Annotated in this window: 30 protein-coding genes; 16 read left to right on the forward strand and 14 right to left on the reverse strand. The window is 65.6% G+C overall.

Annotated features, from left to right (window positions below):
* Positions 1-82: 82 nt before the first annotated feature.
* Genes A5712_RS14005 through A5712_RS14015 form a run of 3 tightly spaced genes read left to right on the forward strand, consistent with a single transcriptional unit; the run spans position 83 to position 1,997 of the window.
* Positions 83-595 carry a methylated-DNA--[protein]-cysteine S-methyltransferase gene (locus tag A5712_RS14005; protein ID WP_068105930.1) on the forward strand — a complete coding sequence of 171 codons (513 nt, stop codon included), beginning with the start codon at positions 83-85 and terminating at the stop codon, positions 593-595.
* Entirely contained in the window at positions 595-1,308 is a 714-nt protein-coding gene (locus tag A5712_RS14010) for a 2OG-Fe(II) oxygenase (protein ID WP_068105933.1), read from the forward strand. The genes A5712_RS14005 and A5712_RS14010 overlap by 1 nt, the downstream gene beginning before the upstream one ends.
* A gap of 23 nt (positions 1,309-1,331) precedes the next feature.
* Positions 1,332-1,997, forward strand: a complete 666-nt coding sequence (locus A5712_RS14015; RefSeq protein WP_068105936.1) for a nitroreductase family protein — start codon at positions 1,332-1,334, stop codon at positions 1,995-1,997.
* Here A5712_RS14015 and nthA read toward each other — a convergent pair.
* Genes nthA through A5712_RS14030 form a run of 3 tightly spaced genes read right to left on the reverse strand, consistent with a single transcriptional unit; the run spans position 1,994 to position 3,568 of the window.
* On the reverse strand, positions 1,994-2,587 hold the full coding sequence (gene nthA, locus A5712_RS14020) for a nitrile hydratase subunit alpha (protein WP_068105939.1): 594 nt from the start codon (positions 2,585-2,587) through the stop codon (positions 1,994-1,996). The two genes, A5712_RS14015 and nthA, sit on opposite strands and share 4 nt — an antisense overlap.
* Complete coding sequence (gene nthB, locus A5712_RS14025; RefSeq protein WP_068105941.1) at positions 2,584-3,267, reverse strand: nitrile hydratase subunit beta; 684 nt, start codon at positions 3,265-3,267, stop codon at positions 2,584-2,586. Before nthB ends, nthA begins: the two co-directional genes overlap by 4 nt.
* A gap of 13 nt (positions 3,268-3,280) precedes the next feature.
* Positions 3,281-3,568, reverse strand: coding sequence for a hypothetical protein (locus A5712_RS14030; RefSeq protein ID WP_231982121.1), 288 nt, complete (start codon positions 3,566-3,568; stop codon positions 3,281-3,283).
* Between the two features lie 170 nt (positions 3,569-3,738).
* Between A5712_RS14030 and A5712_RS14035 the strand changes: the two genes are divergently transcribed.
* From A5712_RS14035 to A5712_RS14050, 4 genes are all read left to right on the forward strand, one after another.
* Complete coding sequence (locus A5712_RS14035; protein WP_068105946.1) at positions 3,739-4,362, forward strand: TetR/AcrR family transcriptional regulator; 624 nt, start codon at positions 3,739-3,741, stop codon at positions 4,360-4,362.
* 50 nt (positions 4,363-4,412) lie between these two features.
* Positions 4,413-4,991, forward strand: a complete 579-nt coding sequence (locus A5712_RS14040; protein ID WP_068105949.1) for a carboxymuconolactone decarboxylase family protein — start codon at positions 4,413-4,415, stop codon at positions 4,989-4,991.
* A gap of 63 nt (positions 4,992-5,054) precedes the next feature.
* Entirely contained in the window at positions 5,055-5,252 is a 198-nt protein-coding gene (locus tag A5712_RS14045; protein WP_068106182.1) for an antitoxin Phd, read from the forward strand.
* Positions 5,249-5,629, forward strand: coding sequence for a type II toxin-antitoxin system death-on-curing family toxin (locus A5712_RS14050; RefSeq protein ID WP_068105952.1), 381 nt, complete (start codon positions 5,249-5,251; stop codon positions 5,627-5,629). The genes A5712_RS14045 and A5712_RS14050 overlap by 4 nt, the downstream gene beginning before the upstream one ends.
* Before the next feature lie 718 nt (positions 5,630-6,347).
* Here the strand turns inward: A5712_RS14050 and A5712_RS14055 are convergent.
* A complete protein-coding gene (locus A5712_RS14055; protein WP_068106184.1) occupies positions 6,348-6,791 on the reverse strand; it encodes a DoxX family protein in 444 nt (147 codons plus the stop codon).
* A gap of 141 nt (positions 6,792-6,932) precedes the next feature.
* The gene (locus A5712_RS14060; protein ID WP_068105957.1) at positions 6,933-7,406 is read right to left on the reverse strand and encodes a helix-turn-helix domain-containing protein; all 474 of its coding nucleotides are present in this window, start codon (positions 7,404-7,406) and stop codon (positions 6,933-6,935) included.
* Positions 7,407-7,496: 90 nt separating this feature from the next.
* Here A5712_RS14060 and A5712_RS14065 point away from each other — a divergent pair, with 90 nt between their 5' ends.
* From A5712_RS14065 to A5712_RS14075, 3 genes are all read left to right on the forward strand, one after another.
* On the forward strand, positions 7,497-8,885 hold the full coding sequence (locus tag A5712_RS14065) for a DHA2 family efflux MFS transporter permease subunit (protein WP_068105959.1): 1,389 nt from the start codon (positions 7,497-7,499) through the stop codon (positions 8,883-8,885).
* 183 nt (positions 8,886-9,068) lie between these two features.
* Positions 9,069-9,635, forward strand: coding sequence for a dihydrofolate reductase family protein (locus tag A5712_RS14070; protein ID WP_068105961.1), 567 nt, complete (start codon positions 9,069-9,071; stop codon positions 9,633-9,635).
* A 112-nt stretch (positions 9,636-9,747) separates the two neighbouring features.
* Complete coding sequence (locus A5712_RS14075; RefSeq protein WP_068105964.1) at positions 9,748-10,566, forward strand: alpha/beta fold hydrolase; 819 nt, start codon at positions 9,748-9,750, stop codon at positions 10,564-10,566.
* Positions 10,567-10,591: 25 nt separating this feature from the next.
* On the opposite strand, the gene A5712_RS14080 is transcribed toward A5712_RS14075, so the two are convergent.
* The 4 genes from A5712_RS14080 to A5712_RS32480 form a co-directional block, all read right to left on the reverse strand.
* On the reverse strand, positions 10,592-10,828 hold the full coding sequence (locus A5712_RS14080; RefSeq protein WP_068105967.1) for a hypothetical protein: 237 nt from the start codon (positions 10,826-10,828) through the stop codon (positions 10,592-10,594).
* A gap of 332 nt (positions 10,829-11,160) precedes the next feature.
* Positions 11,161-12,306 (reverse strand): diguanylate cyclase, encoded by a 1,146-nt coding sequence (locus tag A5712_RS14085; protein WP_068105970.1) that lies wholly within the window; start codon positions 12,304-12,306, stop codon positions 11,161-11,163.
* Positions 12,307-12,406: 100 nt separating this feature from the next.
* Complete coding sequence (locus tag A5712_RS14090) at positions 12,407-13,693, reverse strand: EAL domain-containing protein (protein WP_068105974.1); 1,287 nt, start codon at positions 13,691-13,693, stop codon at positions 12,407-12,409.
* 225 nt (positions 13,694-13,918) lie between these two features.
* Entirely contained in the window at positions 13,919-15,700 is a 1,782-nt protein-coding gene (locus tag A5712_RS32480) for a PE family protein (RefSeq protein ID WP_068105977.1), read from the reverse strand.
* Between the two features lie 517 nt (positions 15,701-16,217).
* Here A5712_RS32480 and A5712_RS14100 point away from each other — a divergent pair.
* The 5 genes from A5712_RS14100 (at position 16,218) to A5712_RS14120 (ending at position 20,452) form a co-directional block, all read left to right on the forward strand.
* The gene (locus A5712_RS14100; RefSeq protein WP_068106185.1) at positions 16,218-17,684 is read left to right on the forward strand and encodes a biotin carboxylase; all 1,467 of its coding nucleotides are present in this window, start codon (positions 16,218-16,220) and stop codon (positions 17,682-17,684) included.
* Positions 17,681-18,874 carry a serine hydrolase domain-containing protein gene (locus A5712_RS14105; protein WP_068105980.1) on the forward strand — a complete coding sequence of 398 codons (1,194 nt, stop codon included), beginning with the start codon at positions 17,681-17,683 and terminating at the stop codon, positions 18,872-18,874. Before A5712_RS14100 ends, A5712_RS14105 begins: the two co-directional genes overlap by 4 nt.
* A gap of 260 nt (positions 18,875-19,134) precedes the next feature.
* Positions 19,135-19,530 carry a thiol-disulfide oxidoreductase DCC family protein gene (locus A5712_RS14110; RefSeq protein ID WP_068105984.1) on the forward strand — a complete coding sequence of 132 codons (396 nt, stop codon included), beginning with the start codon at positions 19,135-19,137 and terminating at the stop codon, positions 19,528-19,530.
* A gap of 53 nt (positions 19,531-19,583) precedes the next feature.
* A complete protein-coding gene (locus A5712_RS14115; RefSeq protein WP_068105988.1) occupies positions 19,584-20,138 on the forward strand; it encodes an FKBP-type peptidyl-prolyl cis-trans isomerase in 555 nt (184 codons plus the stop codon).
* A gap of 110 nt (positions 20,139-20,248) precedes the next feature.
* Positions 20,249-20,452: a cold-shock protein gene (locus tag A5712_RS14120; protein WP_068105991.1), complete on the forward strand. Its 204-nt coding sequence runs from the start codon at positions 20,249-20,251 to the stop codon at positions 20,450-20,452.
* Positions 20,453-20,528: 76 nt separating this feature from the next.
* Here the strand turns inward: A5712_RS14120 and A5712_RS30255 are convergent, their stop codons facing one another.
* A complete protein-coding gene (locus A5712_RS30255) occupies positions 20,529-20,759 on the reverse strand; it encodes a DUF167 domain-containing protein (RefSeq protein ID WP_082973432.1) in 231 nt (76 codons plus the stop codon).
* Between the two features lie 107 nt (positions 20,760-20,866).
* Between A5712_RS30255 and A5712_RS14125 the strand changes: the two genes are divergently transcribed.
* The gene (locus A5712_RS14125; RefSeq protein ID WP_068105995.1) at positions 20,867-21,715 is read left to right on the forward strand and encodes an oxaloacetate decarboxylase; all 849 of its coding nucleotides are present in this window, start codon (positions 20,867-20,869) and stop codon (positions 21,713-21,715) included.
* 42 nt (positions 21,716-21,757) lie between these two features.
* On the opposite strand, the gene A5712_RS14130 is transcribed toward A5712_RS14125, so the two are convergent.
* The 4 genes from A5712_RS14130 to A5712_RS14145 all read right to left on the reverse strand — a co-directional run bounded on the left by A5712_RS14130 (position 21,758) and on the right by A5712_RS14145 (position 23,260).
* Entirely contained in the window at positions 21,758-22,069 is a 312-nt protein-coding gene (locus A5712_RS14130; protein WP_068105999.1) for a type II toxin-antitoxin system PemK/MazF family toxin, read from the reverse strand.
* Entirely contained in the window at positions 22,059-22,292 is a 234-nt protein-coding gene (locus tag A5712_RS14135; protein WP_068106003.1) for a hypothetical protein, read from the reverse strand. Before A5712_RS14135 ends, A5712_RS14130 begins: the two co-directional genes overlap by 11 nt.
* 70 nt (positions 22,293-22,362) lie before the next feature.
* Positions 22,363-22,791, reverse strand: coding sequence for a nuclear transport factor 2 family protein (locus A5712_RS14140; protein WP_068106008.1), 429 nt, complete (start codon positions 22,789-22,791; stop codon positions 22,363-22,365).
* 76 nt (positions 22,792-22,867) lie between these two features.
* A complete protein-coding gene (locus A5712_RS14145) occupies positions 22,868-23,260 on the reverse strand; it encodes a hypothetical protein (RefSeq protein ID WP_068106012.1) in 393 nt (130 codons plus the stop codon).
* Positions 23,261-23,353 lie beyond the last annotated feature (93 nt).

Genomic DNA, 23,353 nt, shown 5'->3' on the forward strand with positions numbered 1-23,353 from the left:
GGCCGGCCCCAGATGTGAGACACCGAGATGCGGTCTCACGTATTCCAGCCGCCCGTCGTCTACCAGGAAAGGAGGTTGAACGATGCACACCCGACACACGGTGATCGATAGCCCCCTCGGGGAGCTGACACTGGCCGCGGACGGCGACGCCCTCACCGGTGTGTACTTCCGGCATCATTGGCACCCACCCGCTGCCGACGCTCTCGGTCGGTCGGTGCCACCGGTCGTCGACGAACTCTTCCGGCGCGCCGCCGATCAGCTGGGAGAATACTTCGCCGGAGAACGGACTCGGTTCGAAGTCCCCTGCGCCCTGAATGGCGATGCCCGTCAGAGAAGAGTCTGGGACTTGTTGCCCGGCATCGGCTACGGCGAGACCACCACCTATGGCGAGCTGGCCGCGACGCTGACTGACGGCTACACCGCGTACGAAGTTGGTCAGGCGGTGGGACGCAACCCGTTGAGCATCGTCGTCCCGTGCCACCGCGTCGTCGGCAAGAACGGCGCCCTCACCGGTTACGCTGGCGGCCTGAAGCGAAAACGATTCCTGCTAGATCTAGAGGCGCCGGTGCCCGCGGCGGCCGGCAGATTGTTCTGATGCCGTCGAAATGGGATCGGAGGGTGAACGCCGCGGACTGGGACGCGGTCACCGCCGACATGAATGAGCTTGGCGGCGCGCTGCTTCCGCAGCTGCTGACCCCAAGGGAATGCGCAGCCGTGCTCGATCTCTATCCCGACGACAGTCGATTCCGCGCCACCGTCGACATGGGGCGCCACCGTTATGGGCAAGGCGAGTACCGCTATTTCAAGCGGCCCTACCCGCACCCCATCGACGAGCTGAAGCAGGCGCTCTATCCCCGGTTGTTGCCGATCGCGCGCGACTGGTGGACGAAGCTGCGACGCGACCCGCCCTGGCCCGACACACTCGACGAGTGGCTCGACATGTGCCATCGCGCCGGCCAAACCAAACCCACCGCGTTGTTGCTCAAATACGGGCCGGGCGATTGGAACGCGCTGCACCGAGACCTGTACGGGGACCTCGTCTTTCCGCTTCAGGCCGTCATCAACCTTACCGAGCCGGGCGTGACGCACAGCGGCGGCGAATTCCTGCTCGTCGAGCAGCGACCCCGGGCGCAATCGCGTGGAACCGCCACCACGCTGCCGCACGGGCACGGCTACATCTTCACCACCAGGGAACGGCCGGTCCGCTCGACGCGGGCATGGTCTGCCGCGCCCGTGCGGCACGGGGTCTCGGTGGTCCGCACCGGTCACCGGTGCACGCTCGGGTTGATCTTCCACGACGCCGCCTGACCCCATGCGGCACGATGGCTTGTATGGAGCTCTACGACGTCATGCGGTCGACGCCCGCGGTCCGCGAATACACCGACGACCCGCTTCCCGACAAGGTGCTCGAACGGATTCTCGACAATGCCCGCTTCGCGCCGTCCGGCGGCAATCGGCAGGGCGTGCGCGTCATCGTGGTGCGAGACAAGGACACCCGGGCTGCGCTGGCCGAGCTCGGACTTCCCGCCGCACGGCGGTACGCCGCACAACTCGCCAACGGTGAGACGCCGTGGAATCCCTTGCAACCGACGGGCGTCGACCCGTCGACCATCGAGGCGACCGAGCCGCCCGCGCAGATGTCGGCCCCGATCCGCGACGCTCCGGTGGTGCTCGTTATTTGTCTGGATCTCTCGGTCGTCGCGGCCACCGATCAGAACCTCGATCGCATCGGCGTGGTGCCCGGAGCCTCGGTCTACCCGTTCGTGTGGAACGTGCTGCTGGCCGCGCGCAACGAGGGCTACGGCGGCGTGCTGACCACAATTGCCGTCGCCGAGGAGCCGCGCGTCAAAGAGCTTCTCGGCATGCCCGACTCGTACGCGATTGCCGCGGTGGTGCCGCTGGGTAAACCGGTGCGCCGGGTGACGAAGCTGCGACGACGGCCGGTCTCCGAGTTCGCCACCCGCGAGCGCTTCGACGGGGAACCCTTCGACGCTTAGGCGGGCGCCGACACGACCGCGACGCCGACCATGGCGTCGCGGCTAACAAGTCGCGTCAGCGCCTCCATGCTCCATCCCCTGGTGTTCGGTGGTCGCTGTGGCAGTACCAAGTAGCGGGTTTCGGCGTTGGAGTCCCATACGCGGATCTGAGTCGAATCTCTCAGGTGCAGGCCAAATTCGGCGAGCACCGCGCGCGGTTCGATTACGACGCGGGACCGGTACTCCGGGGACCTGTACCAGTCGGGCGGGAGGCCAAGTATGGTCCACGGATAGCAGGAACACAGTGTGCACACTATGACGTTGTGGACCCGATCGGTGTTTTCAACCACGATCAGTTCGGTGCCCAGCTTGAGGCCGGCTGCTTCAATCGCGGCATTGCCGTCCCGTAGCAGTAGGTCTTTGTAGTCCGGGTCGCTCCAGGCGCGAGCGACGACTCGCGCGCCATTGAGGGGGCCGATGTCGTGTTCGAGCATGTCGGCGACCGCGTCAATTGCCCCCGGTGGAACCAATCCCTTTTCAAGCAGCAGGGATTCGATCGTCTCTGCCCGTAAGGCCGGATCCGGTCGCCGGGAATCATGGTGGTCGCTCATGCCGCCTCCAAATACGCTTCCCATAGCCCGACGTATATCTCTTCGTTTTGCTCGGCTGTGGCTCCCCACAGGTCGTGGCTGTCGAAGCGCACGGTGTAGACGTGTTGAGGGTGCTCTCCTTGACCGCGAGCGTCGGTGTCGGGAAAGACGGCCGCCGGGTGAACGCGCACAATCGTGCCGGGACGGCCACGGACGTAGCGAGGCAGCCGGGTGTGACCCCGCGGGTGCATGTTGATGGCAATTACCGCGTCGCCCAACGCAAACCGCGGCGTGCGGTCAATGTCGCGGCGGTTGGTCGGTGCGCCACCACCGGTCATCGTGGCTTCCAGCACGTCGGCTACTGGGATGTGCTCGCGTTGTGGCGGCGCACTAGCATCGGCGGCAAGCCGTGCGGCGCGAACACGGATCTCCTCCGCACTTAAGAGCATGCGGTCCACCAACAGCGATTCCAGCCCGTCGAGGTGGCGTTCGTAATAGCTGTCTACCAAGTAGCGCAGCGGCGGCAGACTCTCCATCGCGTGGCGCAGAGCACCGCCCCCGCCGAAGAGGCCGCGCATCAGTAATATCATCGTCATCGCTTCGACCCGACCTTCCCATGGGTTGTGAAATGCCGGCTCGTTGTGCTCGCGCCTCGGTGGTCCGAACGACTGGATGCCACCGAGGTCGTGTTGCCCGTTCATGAGCCGGCTCCTTTCACCGGATCTGTTGCGCCCCGTACCAGACGCCATCGGGTGCGCCGATCGCGCCGGCCCGTTCGCGGGCCGCCGCCAGTTCCGGTGACGTAGCGAATTGACGTGCCTTGTCCACGTCGTGCATGTCCATGACCACGACGACGGTGTTGGCGTCGTCGGCGTCGACGTAGGTTCCGGTGACGACCAGGCCGTGCTCGCGGCGCACGGCGTCGAGCTCCGGATCGCGGAACACGGTGTTCCATTGCTCGACGCTGGTGACTCGTTGTTTGACGAGCATTACTCCGGCCACGATGGATTCTCCTGACAATGTGTGCTTTTCAGGGCGCGGTCTTGTGAGCGGTTAGCAACCAGGCGCGGCCTGGTTACGCTCGATATATGTCTACAATCGTAGACATAGCCGAGTCTAGTCCGGCGGCTCGAACATGTCTACAGTTGTAGATAAATTCGGATGGAGGTGGGATGAAGTCCACTGTCGACGACGTGAGTTCCGGCGCGAATCCGCCGCGGCGCAATGCCGCGGCTACCCGGGCGCGGCTGCTAACTGCGGCACGTGAACAGTTCTTGCGCAACGGGTATCGGGCGACCTCGCTGCGGGCGATCGCGGCCCAAGCTGGCGTTGACGTGATGCTGATCCGTCGATACTTCGGCTCCAAGGAACAGCTCTTCACGGAAGCCACCGACATTTCGGACAATGTTGAAGCGGTGCGGCGCTCCCCGGACGACGTGATTGGTCGCGCCATGATCGAACGGGTGCTGCGCGCACGCCGAGACGTCGACGCCCCCCTGTTTGCGCTGCTGCGCTCCAGCGGCGACCCTGACGTCGTCGCGCGCCTTAACGAACAGCTCGAGACCGGCCTGACCCGCAATCTGTCTCGCAGGATCAAGGCCGACCAACCCCGACTTCGCGCCGACATGGTCGCCGCCCTGCTCCTCGGCATTGGCGTGCAGCGCGTGCTGCTGAACAAGGATCCAATCGCCACCGCCGACGACCGCGCCATCGCCACGATTTTCACGGAGGCCTTTGAGGCACTGACCAAGCTGCCCCAAGGAGCCACGCGAGGGGAGTGGCACCCGGATCGCTAGGCCGCCATACTCCAAGGAATCCAGCTCGAGTCGGAACGGGAGATGATGACGTGACACGAATCCAGCCTTCGGGCGCGTTCGCCGCAGTGCCGATCCAAGATCTCGGTCAAGGGGATCGGATCAACCTTGGCGTCGCCGCCATCATGGGTCGCCTGCCCGCGGTGGCCGAGGCGCTGGGCTCGCTGACCGCGGCGCTGCGCACTAATGGCACGCTGCCGCCCCGGCTGCTCGAACTGGTGCGGCTGCGCATCGCGTTCTTCAACCAATGCCGAAGCTGCATCGCGGTGCGTTACCAGAGCGCCATCGACGACGGCCTCGACCACGACGCGGTCTGCTCGCTGGAACGCCCGGCCGAGGCCGAAAACCTATCGGCCGCCGAGCAATCCGCCCTGCACTTCGCGGAGCTGTTCGCCACCGACCATCTCGCCATCGATGACTCGGTTTATGAAGAGCTGCGCGAGCACTTCAACGAAGACCAGCTCGTTGAACTCGGCATGCACTGCGCGATCGCGCTGGGCGTCGGCCGACTTTCGGCGACTTGGGACGTCAGTGACGACCTTCCGGAGACGACGGCTTCGTCGGAACGCGTGGCGCCGTGGAGCTCCGCCTCGGTGGTGGCGTCAGGTTAGGTGCAACGCGCACACAGCGATCACCGGTACTAAATTTAGTACCAAATGCAGTACCATAGGCGCATGCCTTCGCTGAATATCTCGTTCACCGACGAAGAACTCGAGGCCATCCGAATTGCGGCCGCGGGCGATGACCTGTCTCTCCGTGCGTTCGCCCACCAGGCGATTCTTTCGGCGGCCAGTGAGCACAAGCGCCGGGTCGCTGAGGCCGCGAAAATCGTCGCGGCGAGGTCGGCCGAACTCAACCAGCGTTTGGCGTGACCGAATTTCTCGACCGCGATGACGTCCTCACCGCCGGCGCGGCGGCTGTCGGAGAGGTCCTCACAGTGAGCGATTACGGCCTTCTCGACGCGGCCGTTGCGAGGCCCCGCGCGACCGTCTTCGGCATTGACGCGTATCCCGACCACCTGTCCAAGGCGGCCGCGCTGATGCAATCGCTTGCGCGCAACCACGCGCTTGCCGATGGCAACAAGCGCACCGCGTGGGCGTCGGCATGGACTTTCCTGTACATCAACGGAATCCAACTGGGTGACTTTGACATCGACGACGCCGAACAGTTCGTGAACGCGGTCGCAACCGATGCGAGCATGTCGGTCACCGTCATCGCTGAAAAGTTGGCTTCGTACGCCGCTTCGTAACCGCGGCATTCTTCAGATGCTCATCCACACCAAGGAGCGTGTGCGACAAGACAATTAGTCACAGTGACGTATTGTCCATGGCTGAGCGGACCGGGCGTGGTTGCCGCGGGGATGGTGGTGAGCGGTAAATCCTTGATAGTGGGGCGGCGGGCTGCGGCGTGCCGACGACGGTGGTGGGCGGTCCGCTAGCGGAACGGCGAATGTCGTCGATGCGAGGGCGTTGAGCTTGGTCGTCGAATGGCCGGGTTAGTCAGCGGCTTCGTAGCAACGACGTTCTCGGCGGTGTTCGGCGCGTGTAGCGCGGCGCGTTAATAGCGCTGCGCCACTGACCATTTCGTCACAGTGACGTATTGCTGCGATTTGGCGGGAAGGGGACGGAAGGGTTTTCGGGTCACCGACCGGCGGGTCGGCCGGCATTGGCGGAGCGCTGGGCTCATTACGTTTCGTCGATTGAGGCCATCGGCTCTGCCCGATCTGCCGAGAACCCCGTGTGCAAGTTGCGGCGTCGTGGCGATGGCGAGCAGCGCCGGGTATGGGACGCTCGAGGCTATTCGTGCAGTACGGGCGCGCCGTCTCGAAGTCTCCTGCTGATCGCTGTACCGATAAGCGACATTACGTCAAGTAACGCTTGTCGGTGCCTGCCTCCAGACTCGCGTTCATGACACTGTGCTCTGCACGGAAGAACTCCTCCGATGTGCACCATCAATGGCTGGCTCTTCTAAGTCCCTGAGGGCCCGGTGTTGAGCTGTCGGCGTCGCGATAGCAGCCGGTCTAGGGAGTATCTGTTGTCGCCGCGGAACGCAATGACCGCAGCGAGAAAGATCGTGTGAACGAGCTGATCGGCGATAAGGTCGAAACGTTCAATCGACGTCGCGCCGAAGATCAGGATCATCATGACGCAGCTGCCCGCCACCGCGGCCATACGCGTCATTGCGCCGGCCACTAACAGCAATCCGCTGAGCAACTCCACAAACGGCAAAACATAGCCGCACCCGGAGACCAGCGCCCGAGGCAGCAGCGATGCCTGAAACTCGCTCATCAAGTGAGCGTGAAAGGCACCCAGCTTTGGCAGCCGAACCACGCCATGCCCAAGCAGACTGACTCCAATGGCAAGGCGCACGACGACATAGGCCAGGGTGCGATCTTCTCCTGCGGCTGGCATCTTATTCTCCCCCACGGCATCCGACGGTGTCAGGACCGCACTGTCCCAACCGAGTTCATCGTGTTCCCCTGCGGCCCAAGTTTTTCCGCTTGCTGAGGCTGCGACACGGCGCCGACGAACTGGGCCACCGCGGACATCGGATCAACATTCGTCGGTGACCCGGACGCGGCTCACTTCGGCGTAGTCGACCGGCTCCCCACAGGCGTCGCAGGTGTGACCGACCGACAACTCGTGGTCGCGATGACGCATCGAGATCGGCGGCTGCTCAACCGCCCACCGGTTACCCCATTGGCGCAGCACCTGCAGCACGGGTATCAGGTCGCGACCTGCCTCGCTCAGGTAATAGCCGCAGCGAGGCGGCGCCTCTTGGTACGTCGTGCGCTCGAGGACACCAGCGGCGACGAGTTCCTTGAGCCGGGCGGCCAGACGGTCGCGTGGGGCGCCGGTGTTCCGCGCGATCTCGCCGAAGCGGTGGTGCCCGAGATTGACCTCCCGAATGATCAGCAGGGACCACCGGTCCCCGACGATCTCCAATGCGGCGGCGATCGCGCAGGGCCTGCCCCGGACCGTCGGGGTCTGCAACGGTTCTCGGTTTTGGGCGGCACGCACGGACATACGCCCTAGGTTTGCATATCAAACCGTGGGGCCGCTAGTCTGCTGCCTGTGATGGTCCGGAAATCAAACCATGCAGCCGCGCGGTGGATCATGTCCGCCGTGGTCGTGGCGGCGGTGTTCATGTCGAACCTGGACCTTTGGATTGTCAACGTCGCCCTGGTGGGCATCGGGCGCGGCTTCGGCAACTCCTTGTCCGCCGCCTCCTGGGTGCTCAACGCGTACGCCATCGGGCTGGCCGCACTGCTGATTCCGGCGGGGCGCCTCGGTGACCGGTTCGGACAGCGAAGGGTTTTCCTTTGGGGCGTCGCGGTGTTCACTGTCGCCTCGCTGGCCTGCGCCGTTGCGCCCAATCTCGCCATCCTGGTGGCCGCCCGCGTCCTGCAATCCGTCGGCGCCGCCGCGCAACTGCCGACATCCCTGGCCTTGCTGATGGCGTCGGTGGAACCGCATCGTCGTACCAACGCGGCCCGTGGCTGGGCGGCCGTCGGCGGGCTGGCCGCGGTCTGCGGGCCAGTGCTCGGCGGGGTCCTGGTCACCTTCAGCTGGCGGTGGGTATTCCTGGTGAACCTGCCTGTCGGGCTTGCGGCGTGGCTCCTCGGCCGCCGTGTGCTGCCGTTCGAACCGGCCCGCCGCGACGAGCGATTGCCCGACCTCGTCGGCAGCGCCCTATTGATCGTCGCGGTGGCCGCCCTGACCGGTGCGCTGGTGCAGGCACCCATCTGGGGATGGGTCTCGGCAGGCACGGTCGCGTTGGCGGCGCTCGCCATGCTGGGAACGGCGGGGTTCCTGTGGCGGACGACGCGGCACCCGCACCCGCTGCTCGAACTGCCGCTGCTGAAGATCCGAAATTTCGCCATCGCCAACCTTGCGTTCTTCTGCTTCGGCGCCGCCTTCGCCATCATGCTTCTGTCGAACTCGCTTTGGTGTCAAAATATTTGGCACTACAGCGTGTTGCGCACCGGTCTCGCGATGGCGCCCAGTCCGGCCCTGGTGCCGGTCGTCACCTTCGGGTCCGCCCGTCTCGTCCACCGCATCGGTCCGGGCCCGGTGGCCGCGATCGGAAGCGCGCTGTTCGCCGCCTCGCTGGTTTGGCGAATCGTCTTCGCCAGGGCCGCGCCACATTACGTGACCGATCTGCTACCCAGCATGCTGCTCAGCGGAATCGGGGTCGGACTGACGCTGAGCACTCTCATGGCCGCCGGCGCGACCGCCCTGCCGCCGGCACGCGCTGCCACGGGTTCGGCGCTCGTCAATTCCGGTCGGCAGGTGGCCTCGGCGCTGGGCGTGGCCATCCTGGTGACCGCCCTGGGGCCCACCGCTTCGGTGCCCGACTTCGATCTCGGCTGGTGGCTGGCCCTCGCCTTCATCGCCGCGACCGTGGTCATCAGTCTCACCCTGCCGCACGTCCGCTCCGAGGTGTCCGCCTCCGCGGCGGTTCCGAGGCGCTCGCTGACCGGCGCAATAATCGAAATGTCCTGAGGAAACAGGCTTCTGCTGGTGGCGCCTTGAAAGCATCCGGCATCAGGCACGGCCGCCGACGCGGAGGAATGTGATCACGACTTCCCCTGGTTTCCCGTGCCGCCCAAGCCTTACGTCCGTCGAGTGCCGCGACGGACGGGTTGAGTGGCGATCAGTTTTGCCCTCCAGGGCAGTCTGATCTGTATGGGCAAACTCATCTATGGCTTCAACGTGTCGGTGGACGGGTACATCGCCGATGCGCACGGCAAAATCGACTGGTCCGAGCCGAGCGACGAACTTCACCAGTACTGGAACGACTTCGAGCGGGAGACCGCCTTGTCGTTCTACGGCCGGCGGCTCTACGAACTGATGTCCGCGTACTGGCCGACCGCCGACAAGTCCCCGGACGCCACGCCCCTGATCGTCGACTTCGCTCACATCTGGCGCGACATGCCCAAGGTCGTGTTCTCGCGCACCTTGGAGTCCGTCGACTGGAACTCCCGCCTGGAACGTGGCGACCCGGTCGAGGTGGTAACGAAGCTGAAAGCCGAAACCGACGGCAGGCTGGAGGTGGGCGGCGCGACGCTGGCCGCGCCAATCGTGCAAGCCGGACTGGTCGACGAGTACCGGATCGTGGTCACACCCACCGCCGTGGGTGGCGGCACCCCGTTCTTCCCGGCACTGCCGTCATGGATCTCGCTGCGACTGTTGGAGAACCGCACTTTTCCGGGCGGCACGGTCCTGCTGCGCTACGAGGCGAAACAAGAGTGATCGGACGCGCAGTTAACCGCCGTAGAGTCCGCAGGAAAAAACTTATGACTTGCGGTTGACTGTCATTCGATCGCGGCGAGCGCCCGCGACAGGCCACTGCGAGGGGACGACTGTGCCTACCATCACCACGTCGGACGGTGTCGAGATCTTCTACAAGGACTGGGGCTCTGGGCAGCCGATCGTTTTCAGTCATGGCTGGCCGCTGACGGCCGACGACTGGGACGCGCAGATGATGTTCTTCCTGCACCACGGTTATCGGGTGATCGCTCACGACCGGCGCGGGCATGGCCGATCTGATCAGGTCGGAACTGGCAATGACATCGAGCACTGGGTGGCCGACCTGGCCGCGTTGACCGAGCAGCTCGACCTGCGCGAGGCCGTCCATATTGGGCACTCCACCGGCGGCGCTGAGGTGGCTCGTTATGTGGCGCGCCACCAGGAGCGGGTCGCCAAGGTGATCCTGGTCTCCTCCCCGACGCCGAACATGATGCAGACAGAGGACAATCCGGGCGGGCAACCCCAAGAGTGGTTCGAGGCCGTGCGGGCGGGTGTCTTGGGAAATCGATCGGAGTTCTACCGCGCGGTGCCGGAGGGTCCGTTCTACGGATTCAACCGATCAGGGGTGGAGCCGTCCGAGGCGGTTATCGCGAACTGGTGGCGACAGGGCATGTCCGGCAGTGCCCAGGCGCACTATGAGACGGTGCTTTCCTGGCTGCAGGACTACAGCGAGGATCTGCGCGCCATCACCGTTCCCGTCCTGGTGATGCACGGCGACGACGATCAGATCGTTCCCTTCACCAGCTCGGTGCCCCGAGCGGTCGACCTACTCCCGAACGGCGCGTTGAAGGCCTACGCCGGCTACCCGCACGGCATGCTGACCACGCACGCGGAGGTTCTCAACCCAGATCTGCTCGCGTTCATCGAGTCCTGATCAGATGCGTCGGGCGGATCGGCTGCTAACCCATGGTCACGATCGCGCCGCCCGCGACGCAGATCACCGCCACGAGGGCCACCAAGATCACCGCGATCGCCGCGCGGACGATCTCCTCTTCGGTGAGTCGCCAGGGCGGCTTCAATTCGACGAGATCGCTGTAGGCAGTCGAGTTGAGTCTTGCGACCGCCAAACTGACATCGTCATGTCCCTGGGCCGCGCAGTTCTCGACCGGGTCGTGCGCGGCGATTGCGGTGGTCATATCAGCCCCCCAGGCTTGCGGACGCCGATAGGCGTGGTGTGTGGGTCGAAGGAATCGGCCTTCTCTCGTATATCCAAGATACGGGTGTGAAAATCACGATCGCGGTAACGATCCCTAACGGTCACAGCACAGATTCGTTGCGCGCCAACCACGCTCGTCGGCACCTGGACTCGGTCATCCCGGAGACAGCGGGAGACCGAAGTTCCGTTCGAAAGCGCGACAGCCACTTGGGGCATTTGAGCGGTGCGGTCGCCGGCGACGAAGCGCCATGGCAGCTTCGGTTTCGCCGCTCAACGCCGACGCGCGACCGTGCCGCGTACCGGGCCGATGACTCAAATGTCTTGATCGACAGGCGTTGTGGAGACGGTGATGTTGCCGCCCTTGCGTTTCGCATCGAGCATCGCTTGGTCGGCTCGATTAAGGACGGCGTCGAGGAGGGCCATCGGGTCGGCCTCTGGCGCGGTGAAGAAGCCGAGTTCGACATGAGTGACGCCGATGCTGGCGGTGACTGGAGCGTGATCGGCCGGTTCGGCGACCGCGCACCTGACTCGTTCAGCAGTTTGTTCTACGTGGCCGGGATCGCTGACCTCGATGACGACGAATTCTTCTCCCCCGACGCGGGCCACTAATGCGCTGCCGCGCACAGCGGATTCGATCTGCCGAGCGGTGCGGATCAAGACGTCATCGCCGATCGGATGGCCAAAGGTGTCGTTGATGTTTTTAAAGCGGTCGAGGTCGGCGATTATCACGGCGAGGTGCCTGCCCGAGGGATGATGGTCGCTCAACAACTCGGCGAAGTGAAGGTGCAGTCCCCGCCTGTTGAGTAGACCGGTCAGCGGATCGGTGACCGACTCGTTGGCGTCATTGCGCAGCGTCCGGATCCCGAACTGGATCCCCACGGGTGCGGCAAGGACTGGTGTCGTCACGGCGAGGATGCTGGCGGCAAAGACCAAACCGTCAAAGTGTGCGTCGGCGGCCGCCTGCACGGCAAACACGGCCGTCGACGCGAAGATCCACAGGGTATGCAGCGCAAGGAATCTCGGTCCGTCGAAGAACAGCAGATAGACCGAGAGTTGCGTAAACGCGTTGAACCCGTACAGGCCCGCGAGCCACGTTGGTTCGTACAACGCCAGCGTGGCGATGCCGATGTCGCAGGAGATGACGAACGCGCGCGACACCGGCAACGTCGGCCATGGTCGAAAACACCACCGGATCACCCAGAACATCACCAGGACCGCGAACGATGCCACGACAACCCGAGACACGAGACGATCTGGGCCGGCCCAGGGCAGCAGAATCGCCAGGGCAGTCACGACCGTCAGCCCGTTGCCCACCCCGATCATTACCCGGATGGCCTCTGCCATCGACCGTTTGGCGAAGTACTGCACCTGCGCGGCGTAGTCGACCGGTGAATTCCACCATTCACCGACAAGACCCCGAAACACCGCGAAACTTCTGGACTCGGCCAGCGAAGCCATCTGTAGAGACGCCTCCTCGACCGACCTGAGAATATTGCCGCTATTCAAACGCGATACTGCGCGAAGATCAGCGAACGATATTACAGGTGGTGCCCGCCGGCTATACCGGAGTATGAGCGCCCGGTTGAGGTGCGCCAAGGTGAATGCCTTGGCCGTATTCGATACCGAGACGAATCAGCGTCTGGAGCTGGCTGGGTGTCTCCACAGCTTCGGCCACCAATTTGGCATGCAGCTCGGCGGCCAGCGAATTCAGTGCGGTCGCCAACGCACGTTTGACGGGGTCGCCGTCGATGCCGACGATCAACTCCCCGTCGATCTTGATGATGTCTGGATGTAACCGGAGCAATTGCGTGAAGCTGGCATATCCGGCGCCGGCATCGTCGACTGCCACACGTATCCCGCGATCGCGCAGATGCCTCAGGCTCGGGCCGAGATCGTCGGGGAACGGTTCATGCTCGGTGATCTCCACGACCAACGCCCGGTCCTGGGCGGTAAGCAGGTCTTGAATCGCTGGTTCGAGCGCAGCGCTTGGGCTCAGGTTGGCGGCGACTGGACGGTCACTGGGGATGCCGCGAGCAGCGCTGAGGATGGTGCACAGCGCGGCGCGTTCCAATTCGATGCCCCGGCCCACGCGCCGGGCAGCGCTAAACCATTCCGTCGGGGTCATCTCCGACGATTCCGGAAACCTTATCAACCCCTCGTAGGCGATCGTCGTGCCGCTTTTCAGATGGACGATGGGTTGAAAGACCGCGCTGAGAGCGTTCGGGTGTGCCAGCAGTTCGTCCACTTGATCTTGCAGCGCCTCGGTGTCCACTGCCTCCGGCAACATCACTGAGGCGATGAATCGCTCTGTGAGGGCGCGTTGCCCGCGCTCGTCGCTGTCGCTCATAACGTGGGTCAGCAGCGTTGACAGTTGTGACTGGGCGCCGATCGCCGCGGAAACGAACTCGCTGATGGCGAGCATCGCGTCGATGTCTGTGTCGGTGAACGCGGCGGGGGCGGTCGCGGCCAGGAGCAGTGAACCGATGGCGTCGTCGTTGTACATCAGGGGTATCGCCGCCCACGACCGGGTGCCCCACTGTTTATTCATCGCACGAACACGCGCCGATAGGCGTCGGTCGCTAACGGCATCGTCTATCAGCTTCGGGTGTTTCTCTCGCGCCGCGAGCCCCTGGATGCTGCTCTGCTTGGGCACCACGAAACCCGGCGTAGTCGCAAGCACGCCATGTCCAGAAACGGTCACGTACGCGTTATCGGAGGCGCGAAGTAGCGTGACGGCCGCTCCGTCGGCCTTCTGCATAAATACACAAGCCTGCTCGGCAATGCGTCCCATCAAAGACACCGGGTCCATCGACGCGGCCAGTGCTTGCGCCAGGCTCTCCGACATGTCACCCCCGTTCGCAGCGGCGTGTGCGGGTCGCGCCGTTCACGATAACGACCGTCCACCCGCCGCGGGCGAGATTCAAAGCGGGGCCAACCCGCGCCGCCCTTGCGTTTTGCAGCGAGCATCGCGTGGTCGGCTCGACTAAGGAGAGTGTCGAGGAGGGCCATCGGGTCGGACTCTGCCGCCGGTCGTTGGGCAGCGTCCTCATCCCGAGACCAGGGTTCGGTACTAGCCGCCGCTGCCGCCGGTGCCGCCCTCGGCGCTCCCTCCGTTGTCACCGCCTCTGATTGCGACGCCCCCGCCGCCGCCCCCGCCGACGCCCGCGGGGCCGCCGCTACCGCCCATGCCGCCCGAGAGGCCGGCGCCGGCGATGCCCACCATCCCGGCAGTACCGCCGGCACCGCCGTGAACCACGACATTAGTGTTGGTAAACGCGCCGCCACCGGTTCCGCCGGTGCCGCCGGTGCCGTTGAAACCCCCGCCCCCGCCGCCGCCGCCCGCGGCAGCGTCGATTGAGGCGAAATCGGTGCCACCGCTGGCGACGGCACCGCCGCCGCCCTGGCCGCCGACTAGGCCGCCGGCACCGGAGCTGCCGGCGCCGCCGACGACCCCGAACCCGGTGGCACCCACGCTTACGGCACCGCCGCCCCCTCCACCACCACCGGGACCGCCGCCGGCGCCGCCGGGCCCGCCGCCCTGGCCGCCCGCGCCGCCGGCTCCGACGGGGCCGGAGACTACGGGCATGTCGGCACCGGCATTGCCGCCGCTCCCGCCGGTGCCGCCGGTGCCGCCGATCCCGCCGCCGATGCCGTCGCCGCCGGTGCCGCCGCCGCCGCCACCGCCGCCGCCGATGGCGCCGCTGGAGGCAACGGTGAGGGAGCCGTTCCCGCCGTTGCCGCCGTTGCCGCCATTGCCCCCGGTGAGGCCGTTGCCCCCGTCGCCGCCGTTGCCGCCGGTGCCGCTGGCGCCTATGACGGCGTCGATCATGGCGTTGACGTCGCCGCCGTCGCCGCCAGTGCCGCCGGTACCGCCGATGCCGATGGCGCCCGGGGTGCCGCCGCTGCCGCCAGCGCTGCCCCCTACGCCGGCGGGCCCGCCGGTGCCGCCGTTGCCGCCGTTGCCGGCGCTGATGGTGGCGGTGCCGTCTGCACCCCTACCGCCGGTTCCGCCGGTTCCACCGGTGCCGCCGACGCCGCCGTCGCCCGCATGGCCGCCGAACATTGCGGACAATCCCTGGGCTTGGCCGCCGCTCCCGCCCGTTCCGCCGGGGCCGCCTTGGCCGCCGTCGGTGCCGTTGGTGGTGACCGTGACACCGAACCCGCCGGTTCCGCCGGTGCCGCCCGTCCCGCCGACGCCGCCGTTACCGCCATTGCCGAAGATCAGCCCGCCGGTGCCGCCGGACCCACCGATGCCGCCATTGCCGCCGGTGCTGCCGGCGGTGAAGGTCGCCGCTGATCCTGGGTTGCCCGTGACGCCGACTCCCCCGGCTCCGCCGGTGCCGCCGCGGCCGAACAGCCAGGCGTTGCCGCCCCGGCCGCCGGGTTGCCCGGGCGCCCCGGATCCGCCGTCACCGCCCGGCCCGAACAGAAGCCCGCCGGGCCCGCCGGGTTGCCCGGTGCCTGGGGCACCGTTGATCCCCTTGCCGATCAACGGGGTCCCCAACAACAACTCGGTGGGCGTATTTATCACCGCGCGGACGGGTTGCCAGAGGGCGTCCAACGGCGATGCGTTGGCCGCCTCGGTGGCCGCATACGCAGCCCCCGCGCCGCTCAAGGCCTGCACGAACTGGGCGTGAAACGCCGCCGCCTGCGCGCTGAGCCCTTGAAATTCCTGTGCGTGTGCGGAAAACAGCGACCGCACTGCCGCCGACACCTCATCCGCACCGGCGGCTAGCAGCTCAGTGGTCCCGGTTGATGCCGCCGCATTCGCGGCGGTCAACGCGGAACCGATGCTCGACAAATTTTCGGCTGCCGAAGCCATAAACTCTGGGGCGGCCACCAGATACGACATCGCAATGCCTCCGCCAGGTCGTCGACCAGTCCTCGAATCGGACCTGCGTCAAGAGTGTCAATAGCGTACGCCGATTCCGCATTGCTCACTACCCCGTGAAAAGGGATGCTATCCACCCGCGCCTTGCCAAATTCGAGGCGCCTTTAGGTCAAGGATTTCGCAAGCGCTCGGCAATAAAGCTTCGGCCCGGCGCTGCGCACGGAGCGGCCGTTCCTGCGCCATTAACCACTACAAAGCGGCAAAAGCGTTATCTTCCAGCGCATCTGATCGCAACCAGACTCGGATGGCTGACTCATGGTCGCTGCTAGTCCTGCCTCGACGATGAACCCTCGTCCGGACGCTTCAGGCATTGCTCAGCGAGCTTTCACGTACTCCCACTTCAAACGGCCATCGGCCTAGCGCACACTTGGGGGATGGATATACGCCATGTCAGCACCGTCGCGCCGAGCGCAGCGCCCCCGTCCCCGCCCACCTCGAACCGGCCCCCGACGCCGACGTCACAACGGGTGGCGTGAACATGGCAATTGAGCCGCAGCCGCCCCGCAAGCTGAACGGCCTCTCGGACGTACGGGCGTTTTTCCACACCAACAAGACACCGCTCTTCTTCATCTCCCCGACCCCGTTCAACCTGTTGGGCGTGGACCGCTGGATACGAAACTTCTTCTACCTGACCTACTTTGACTCGTTCGAGGGCACGCACTCGCGCGTATTCGTGCCGCGCCGGCGCGACCGTCGTGATTTCGACTCCATGGACGAGGTGTGCAGCCATCTGCTGTCCGATCCCGAGACGCTCGAGTTCATCGCGGGCAAAGGTCCCGGTGGCAAGTGCTGCTTTGTGATGATGAACGAGGAAATCCAGGCCCTCGCGCGGTCGGCGGGCCTCGAGGTCATGCATCCGCCGATCGAGCTGCGCAATCGCCTGGGCTCCAAGATCGTCATGACGCGCCTGGCCGACGAGGCGGGCGTACCGAGCGTCCCAAACACCATCGGACGGGCCGGCTCCTACGACGATTTGCTGGCGCTGGCACAGGGCGCCGGCTTAGGAGATGACCTCGTCATCTCGATCGCTTATGGCAACGCCGGCAGCGGAACGTTTTTTGTGCATGGTCAGCGCGACTGGGACGAGCACGCCGGTGACCTGGTCGGGCAGGACCTCAAGGTCATGAAGCGGATCCGCAACGTCGAGGTTTGCCTGGAGGGTGCCGTCACCCGCCACGGCACCGTGGTCGGCCCCGCGATGACTAGCCTCGTCGGTTACTCGGAGCTGACGCCGAGCCGGGGCAGCTGGTGTGGCAATGACATTTGGCACGAGGTGCTGCCGCCCGCCCAGACGCACGCCGCGCGAGAAATGGTGACGAAGCTGGGCGACGTCATGCGCCGCGAGGGCTACCTCGGCTACTTCGAGGTGGACCTCTTGCATGATCTCGACTCCGACGAGCTCTACCTCGGCGAGGTGAACCCCCGCCTATCCGGTGCCAGCCCGATGACGAACCTGACCACCGAGGCCTACGCCGACATGCCGCTGTTCCTCTTTCACCTGCTCGAGTACATGGACGTGGAGTACGAACTCGACATCGACGAGATCAACTCGCGCTGGGAACGCGGCTATGGCGAGGACGAGGTCTGGGGCCAGGTGATTCTTACCGAGACCTCGCCGGATATCGAGATTTTCACCGCGACTCCGCGCACCGGGGTCTGGCGCATCGACGACGAGGGCCGGGTCTCCTTTTCGCGGACCGCCAACGACTGGGCCACGCTGCTCGACGGCTCCGAGGCGTTTTACATGCGGGTCGCGGCGCCCGGCGACTTGCGTTCCGAGGGAGCGCAACTGGGTGTGCTGGTCACTCGCTCACACCTGCAGACGGATGACTATCAGCTCAGCGAGCGCTGCCAGCGCTGGGTCAAAGGCATGAAGGCGAAGTTCATCTCGACGCCCCTGACTCCGGCCGCGCCGATCGTCTCACGGCTCGTCGCACGCGCGTGAGCCGCCCGGCGGGCATCTCACTGGGCAACTGGCTGGCGCCGCCCTACTCGCATTGGTCGTTTCAACACGTCGAAGACTTCGTGCCGACCGCGCGAATCTCGCGCGGGACCGGACCCGTCGCCGCGATCGCCGCCGCCTCCGCTCCCCTGTCCGAGATCCCGGTGACCAACACCAACGGGACGCCCACCACCGTCGGTGCGGTGATGGCCGCCACGGCCACCGACGGCTGGGCCGTTGCCCACCGCGGGTCGCTGATCGTCGAGGAGTATCTGGGCGGCATGGGGGCCGACACCCGGCACCTGCTGTTTTCGGTGAGCAAGTCGCTGGTGGCAACCGTCGTCGGCGCGCTGCACGGCGCCGGCGCGATCGACCTTGATTCGCCGGTCACGAGATTCATTCCGGCCCTGGCGAATTGCGGCTACGCCGGCGCGACGGTGCGCGACCTGCTGGACATGAGGTCGGGCATCGCCTTCTCCGAGAACTACGACGACCCGGCCGCGGAGATACACCTGCTCGACCAGGCGATGGGTTGGGCGCCCAGGACTCGGCCGGACGCACCCGCCACGCTGCAGGAGTTCCTACTGACCTTGCGGCAGAAGTCGGCCCACGGTGGGCCCTTCCAGTACCGCTCGTGCGAAACCGACGTCCTCGGCTGGATCTGCGAAGTCGCCGGCGCCCAGCGGATGCCGGAGCTGATGTCCGAACTGCTGTGGAGCCGCATCGGCGCCCAACGCGACGCCACGATTGCCGTCGACGCGGCGGGAACTGGGTTCTTCGACGGCGGCGTCAACGCCTGCCTCACCGACATGATCCGGTTCGGGTCGCTACTCCTGAACGATGGCGCCTCGTTGACCGGCCAGCAAGTGGTGCCGGCGGCGTGGATCGCCGACACCCTCGACGGCGGTCCCGACTCGCGCGATGCTTTCGCCGCCAGCCCCGATGACACCGAGCTGCCCGGTGGCATGTACCGCAACCAAGTGTGGCTGCCCTACCCCGACAGCAACATCGCGCTGTGCCTGGGCATGTGCGGTCAAATGATCTATGTCAACCGCGCTGCGGAGATAGTTGCCGCCAAGCTATCCACCCAGCCGCACTCGCACGAGCCGCACATGCTGGACGCGTTGCGCGCATTCGATGCGGTGGCAGGCAAACTGGCCGAATCCCCCAGCGCGACTATCGCTGACGGATAATGGCGACCCGCGCCGGCCTCCGCCGCTTGACGACTTGGCTTTCCTGGCGTTGGCGCTCCCACCACGCCCGCAGATTCTGAACGTCGATCGGCGCGGTCGGGTCGTCAAAAGGCGATGGTGCGGTGTACATGGCGCCTTCGTTCTGCACATTGTAGACGGGAACGTTCACTATTTACTGTGAGCATACTATGCGTCGATAAGAGTCGCCAGTGACGGTCGGTACATCGCGTTCCCGACGCCAGAGGGGCACACTCAAAAGTATGGACGGCGTTCTGATTTTCGATGGGAACTGCGGTGTGTGCACTCGTGCGCGCAACGGCCTCCTCCGGCTCGACAGGACCGGGCGGCTGCGAACCGAGCCCATGCAGAAGCCAGGCGTGTCCGAGCGGCTGGGAGTTGCGTCCGAGCGGTTGTCGGAAACTAGCTGGTGGCTGGATTCGTCGGGCGCGGTGTTCGCCGGCGCGGAGGCGATGAACGCGGCGCTATCGACGGCGCTGGGAACGCAGTTGCCGCTACGCATCTACCGCGTGCCGGGAATCCGTTCGATGCAAGAGGCGGTCTACCGCTGGGTGGCCGCACACCGGTATCGATTCCGCGGAGTCACGCCGTTGTGCGAATCTCAACCCGAGGAGTGCCGTGCTCCTCAAGCATCCTGATTGAAGAAACCAACGGTGGGCCTCCGGTCGGGAACGCGATAAGCGTCTGTAGCGTGGCGGCCGTGAAGTCCTCCTCCGCCACGCTCGCGGCTTGCGTCGCAGCGCTCGCCCTCCCGTTCGCTGCACCCGGCATGGCAACCGCGGCCGGCTCGTGCCCGACCGCAGCACCGCCGAACGGTGGCACGCCCGAATGGACGCTGACCGGGACCACCGGCAGCGTCGCGGTCACCGGATCCACCGATACGACGGCTCCGCGGGTGAACGTGACGACGCCGTTCAGCGTGACCCAGACCCAGGTTCAGACGCTGCGCGCCGGCGATGGACCGGTGGTCCCGGGCACGGCCAAGGTTTCCGTCTGCTACATGGGGGTCAATGGACGCGACGGGTCGGTGTTCGACAGCAGCTATGAACGGGGCGCGCCGGTCGACTTTCCACTTGGCGGAGTCGTGCCGGGCTTCCAGAAAGCCATCTCCGGGCAAAAGGTCGGATCCACCGTCGCGGTCGCGATGACCTCCGCGGATGGTTACCCGAATGGTCAGCCCAGCGCGGGCATCCGACCGGGCGACACGCTCGTCTTCGCAATCAAGATCCTCAGCGCCTCGAGCTGAGGGTCGATTTTCCAGCGCCGGAATGATTTTCAACATGTGCACCAGCGCGTGCTAGCCTGGTCGCTTGGATGTTTTTGGTACATCCATATTTGAATGAGAGAAGTAAGTAAATGGCACAGGGAACTGTGAAATGGTTCAACGGGGACAAGGGCTTCGGCTTCATCACCCCCGACGAAGGTGACAAGGACCTCTTCGTCCACTACTCGGAGATCCAGGGCAGCGGCTACCGCACCCTCGATGAGAACCAGCGGGTTCAGTTCGAGGTTGGGCAAGGAGCGAAAGGTCCTCAGGCAGTAGGAGTCACAGCCGTCTAGGGAACTCAAACCTGACAGTGGGCTGGTGCGGTAATCCGCACCAGCCCGCTGTAGTTTTCGAGGCTTTACCCAATGCTCAACGTCCGACACGAAACCGCTTGACCCGTGACGTCGTCCCCGTTACCAATTCGACTCGGCCTCTTGGCAATTGAAGGTGCGCCGCCAGCAGGCGGGTGACCGCTTCGTTGGCCTTGCCATCCACCGCTGGCTCCCGGACGTAGATCGTCAGCTCACCGTCGGGGCCGACCTCGACGAGGGGCCCCTTGCGGCTGCCGGGCTTGACCTTGACGACGACAACGTCGTTCATGCCGCGTAAGGCTACCGGCGCGGACTCGTGTGTTGACGCATGGAGAACGTTCACGCGGTTGTCGGTGGCTGCTGCTATTTCTTAAGCAGCAACAGATTGGAGTCGGGATGGACAGCGCAGCTCTGGCCCAGCGCGGCGAACGGTTCCGCCGGCTACACGACGGTGACGAGATGCTGGTGCTCCCCAACCCCTGGGACGTCGGCACCGCACGGTTGTTCGCCAACCTCGGATTTCAGGGGCTCGCGACTACCAGTGCGGGACTGGCGTTTTCGTTGGGCCGACGCGATGGCGATGGCGCAGTCAGCAGGAGCGAGACCCTCGCGCATGTGCGCACCATCGTCGACGCGACATCGTTACCGGTGACCGCGGATTTGGAGAACGGCTTCGGAGCGTCGCCCGAGACCGTGGCAGAGACGGTGCGGCTCGCGGGCGAGGTCGGCCTGGCGGGAGCCTCGATCGAAGACGCAACGTACCGGCCCGAGGACCCGATCTTCGACCGCGGGCTGGCGGTAGAACGAATCCAGGCCGCCGTGGCGGCCGCGCGGTCGCTGCCGTACCCCTTTACCCTGACGGCTCGCTGCGAGAACTTCATCCGCGGCCGACCCGACCTGGAAGACACGCTGTCACGGCTTCAGGCCTTCGAAGCCGCCGGCGCCGACGTGCTTTACGCGCCCGGCATTCCCGACGAAACCGCCCTTCGCCTCGCGTGCAGCAGCGTATCGAAGCCGCTCAATTACGTTGCCGGGATTGGACCGGCCCGGTTCACGGTCGCCGAGCTCAAGGAATTCGGGGTGCGCAGGGTGACTATCGGGACCTCGTTTTGCCGCGCCGCGCTGACCGCCGTCGTCCGTGCCGCGCGTGAGGTGCTCGACAGCGGGTCGTTCAACTATCTCGATGGCGTGTACAGCGTGGCCGAGTTCAACGCTCTCATTGATCCCCACGCGGGCGACCGCTGACGTCGGCGGCCCAATCGATTTCGTCAATCCCTGGCAGCGCCGCTACAGACCGAGCACGATTCGCAGAGCGGCGTCAACGCGTCGCGACTCTTCGAGGCTGAGATAACCCACGCTGTTGCCGAGGCGACCGTGATCGACCGCCGCGGTCTGTTCGGCGAGCACCCGTGTGACTTGGCCCTCGATCTCGACTTCGGGCCGAAAGCTTGCGGCCCGAGCGGATGTGGAGGTGGGTGCTACTAGCCATGTCGACAACGGCAGTTGGTCGGATTGAACTACGACGGCGTATCGCGAGCCGGCCTGCTCGCGTCCGCGTCCCCGCCGAGGAGCATGAAGCCGGAAAACCTCACCACGCACGCAGGGTCTCCATGTCGCGCAGCACCTGCAACGCCTCGGCGCGGTCTGCCTCGTCTGCGGCGAGCTCTTCGGCTTCGGCGCGCACGGCCGCGGCGGCCTTCCGACGCGCGGCCTCGATGAGCGCTGCCCGCACAGCCGCAGAAACTGGTGTGCCATCCCTGGTCAAGACGGCAAGCGCGCGGGACGCATCCTCGTCCGGGCGGAAGGTGATCGTGTCAGCCACAGAATCGAGTGTAATACAAAATGTAAGACACGGGCGTGGCCCCGGCGGACTGACGGCGAAGCCGCCGGTGTCACGACTGGCCGGCGCGGGCGCGCCACCATCGCCACCATATTGACGGGTGCCGAAGGAGCATGGGCAGGATGGCGAGAGGATCGAAATACGTGACGCGTTCGATTGCCTTGCCATCGTGTAGCACGAGCCGGTTCACGTTGGGCCACTCGATAATTCGGCCCCCAATCCGGGCATGTAGCCGGAACTCGATGAACAGCAGGTCGCCATCTCCGCACCAACGGTCGACGCCACCTCGTAAGTCTGGAAGGCAGCACCAGATGCGTTGGAACTCCGCTTGCGCCGCCTCGATCCCGATCATCCGGCCCACGAGAGGTTGCACGAGAACCACATTGGGGTGCAGAAGTTCCGGCAGCCGCTGCGGTGACGGGTCGTGCCAGAAATCGGCGAACTTGGTGACGAACTCTTCAGGCTGGAAGTGTGGGTTCACTCCCCCACGATGCCGACCGGGGTGCTGCCATCTCGACGCGCGACACTGCCAGGAACCGCCAACCCGAAGGGCGGGATTAGCCGGACGGCGGCACCAGCGGCGGACGGCACGCGTTGGCGGTCGGATCCCACCACCAACCGTTGTCGCATGCCAGCGGCTGCGGACCGACACCGAGCGGCCGGCACACGTTAGCCGTCGGATCCCACCACTGGCCGGCATCGCACGCCAGGGGTTGCGGCCCGACGCCCAGCGGCCGGCACGTGTCGGCCGTCGGATCCCACCACTGTCCTGCGTGACATTGCAGCGGGATCGGCGCCCCGAGCGGTCGACAGACATTGGCCTTCGCGTCCCACCACTCGCCGTTCGCGCAGTCGGCCCGACTCACCGCCGGCATCGCGATGGTCACGGCCGCCATCGACCCCAACGCCACGCTCGCGGCGGACCCCGCACGGGTAATCCACGTCTTCATTTCGAGCCTCCCCCAGTCGACATATCCATCAATCGAACCGAGCCGAGACATCGAGGTCAAGGCCGCAGCCAACACCGCTCCGGCGCGGCTACC

The organism is Mycobacterium sp. E2327, assembly GCF_001672675.1.
Lineage (GTDB): Bacteria > Actinomycetota > Actinomycetes > Mycobacteriales > Mycobacteriaceae > Mycobacterium.

Coding starts and splice junctions, on each gene's coding strand:
- A5712_RS14005 (WP_068105930.1), top strand. CDS start 83: ATGCACACCCGACACACGGTGATCGATAGCCCCCTCGGGGAGCTGACA.
- A5712_RS14010 (WP_068105933.1), top strand. CDS start 595: ATGCCGTCGAAATGGGATCGGAGGGTGAACGCCGCGGACTGGGACGCG.
- A5712_RS14015 (WP_068105936.1), top strand. CDS start 1,332: ATGGAGCTCTACGACGTCATGCGGTCGACGCCCGCGGTCCGCGAATAC.
- nthA (WP_068105939.1), bottom strand. CDS start 2,587: ATGAGCGACCACCATGATTCCCGGCGACCGGATCCGGCCTTACGGGCA.
- nthB (WP_068105941.1), bottom strand. CDS start 3,267: ATGAACGGGCAACACGACCTCGGTGGCATCCAGTCGTTCGGACCACCG.
- A5712_RS14035 (WP_068105946.1), top strand. CDS start 3,739: ATGAAGTCCACTGTCGACGACGTGAGTTCCGGCGCGAATCCGCCGCGG.
- A5712_RS14045 (WP_068106182.1), top strand. CDS start 5,055: ATGCCTTCGCTGAATATCTCGTTCACCGACGAAGAACTCGAGGCCATC.
- A5712_RS14055 (WP_068106184.1), bottom strand. CDS start 6,791: ATGCCAGCCGCAGGAGAAGATCGCACCCTGGCCTATGTCGTCGTGCGC.
- A5712_RS14060 (WP_068105957.1), bottom strand. CDS start 7,406: ATGTCCGTGCGTGCCGCCCAAAACCGAGAACCGTTGCAGACCCCGACG.
- A5712_RS14065 (WP_068105959.1), top strand. CDS start 7,497: ATGTCCGCCGTGGTCGTGGCGGCGGTGTTCATGTCGAACCTGGACCTT.
- A5712_RS14070 (WP_068105961.1), top strand. CDS start 9,069: ATGGGCAAACTCATCTATGGCTTCAACGTGTCGGTGGACGGGTACATC.
- A5712_RS14080 (WP_068105967.1), bottom strand. CDS start 10,828: ATGACCACCGCAATCGCCGCGCACGACCCGGTCGAGAACTGCGCGGCC.
- A5712_RS14085 (WP_068105970.1), bottom strand. CDS start 12,306: ATGGCTTCGCTGGCCGAGTCCAGAAGTTTCGCGGTGTTTCGGGGTCTT.
- A5712_RS14090 (WP_068105974.1), bottom strand. CDS start 13,693: ATGTCGGAGAGCCTGGCGCAAGCACTGGCCGCGTCGATGGACCCGGTG.
- A5712_RS32480 (WP_068105977.1), bottom strand. CDS start 15,700: ATGTCGTATCTGGTGGCCGCCCCAGAGTTTATGGCTTCGGCAGCCGAA.
- A5712_RS14100 (WP_068106185.1), top strand. CDS start 16,218: ATGGCAATTGAGCCGCAGCCGCCCCGCAAGCTGAACGGCCTCTCGGAC.
- A5712_RS14110 (WP_068105984.1), top strand. CDS start 19,135: ATGGACGGCGTTCTGATTTTCGATGGGAACTGCGGTGTGTGCACTCGT.
- A5712_RS14120 (WP_068105991.1), top strand. CDS start 20,249: ATGGCACAGGGAACTGTGAAATGGTTCAACGGGGACAAGGGCTTCGGC.
- A5712_RS30255 (WP_082973432.1), bottom strand. CDS start 20,759: ATGAACGACGTTGTCGTCGTCAAGGTCAAGCCCGGCAGCCGCAAGGGG.
- A5712_RS14125 (WP_068105995.1), top strand. CDS start 20,867: ATGGACAGCGCAGCTCTGGCCCAGCGCGGCGAACGGTTCCGCCGGCTA.
- A5712_RS14145 (WP_068106012.1), bottom strand. CDS start 23,260: ATGAAGACGTGGATTACCCGTGCGGGGTCCGCCGCGAGCGTGGCGTTG.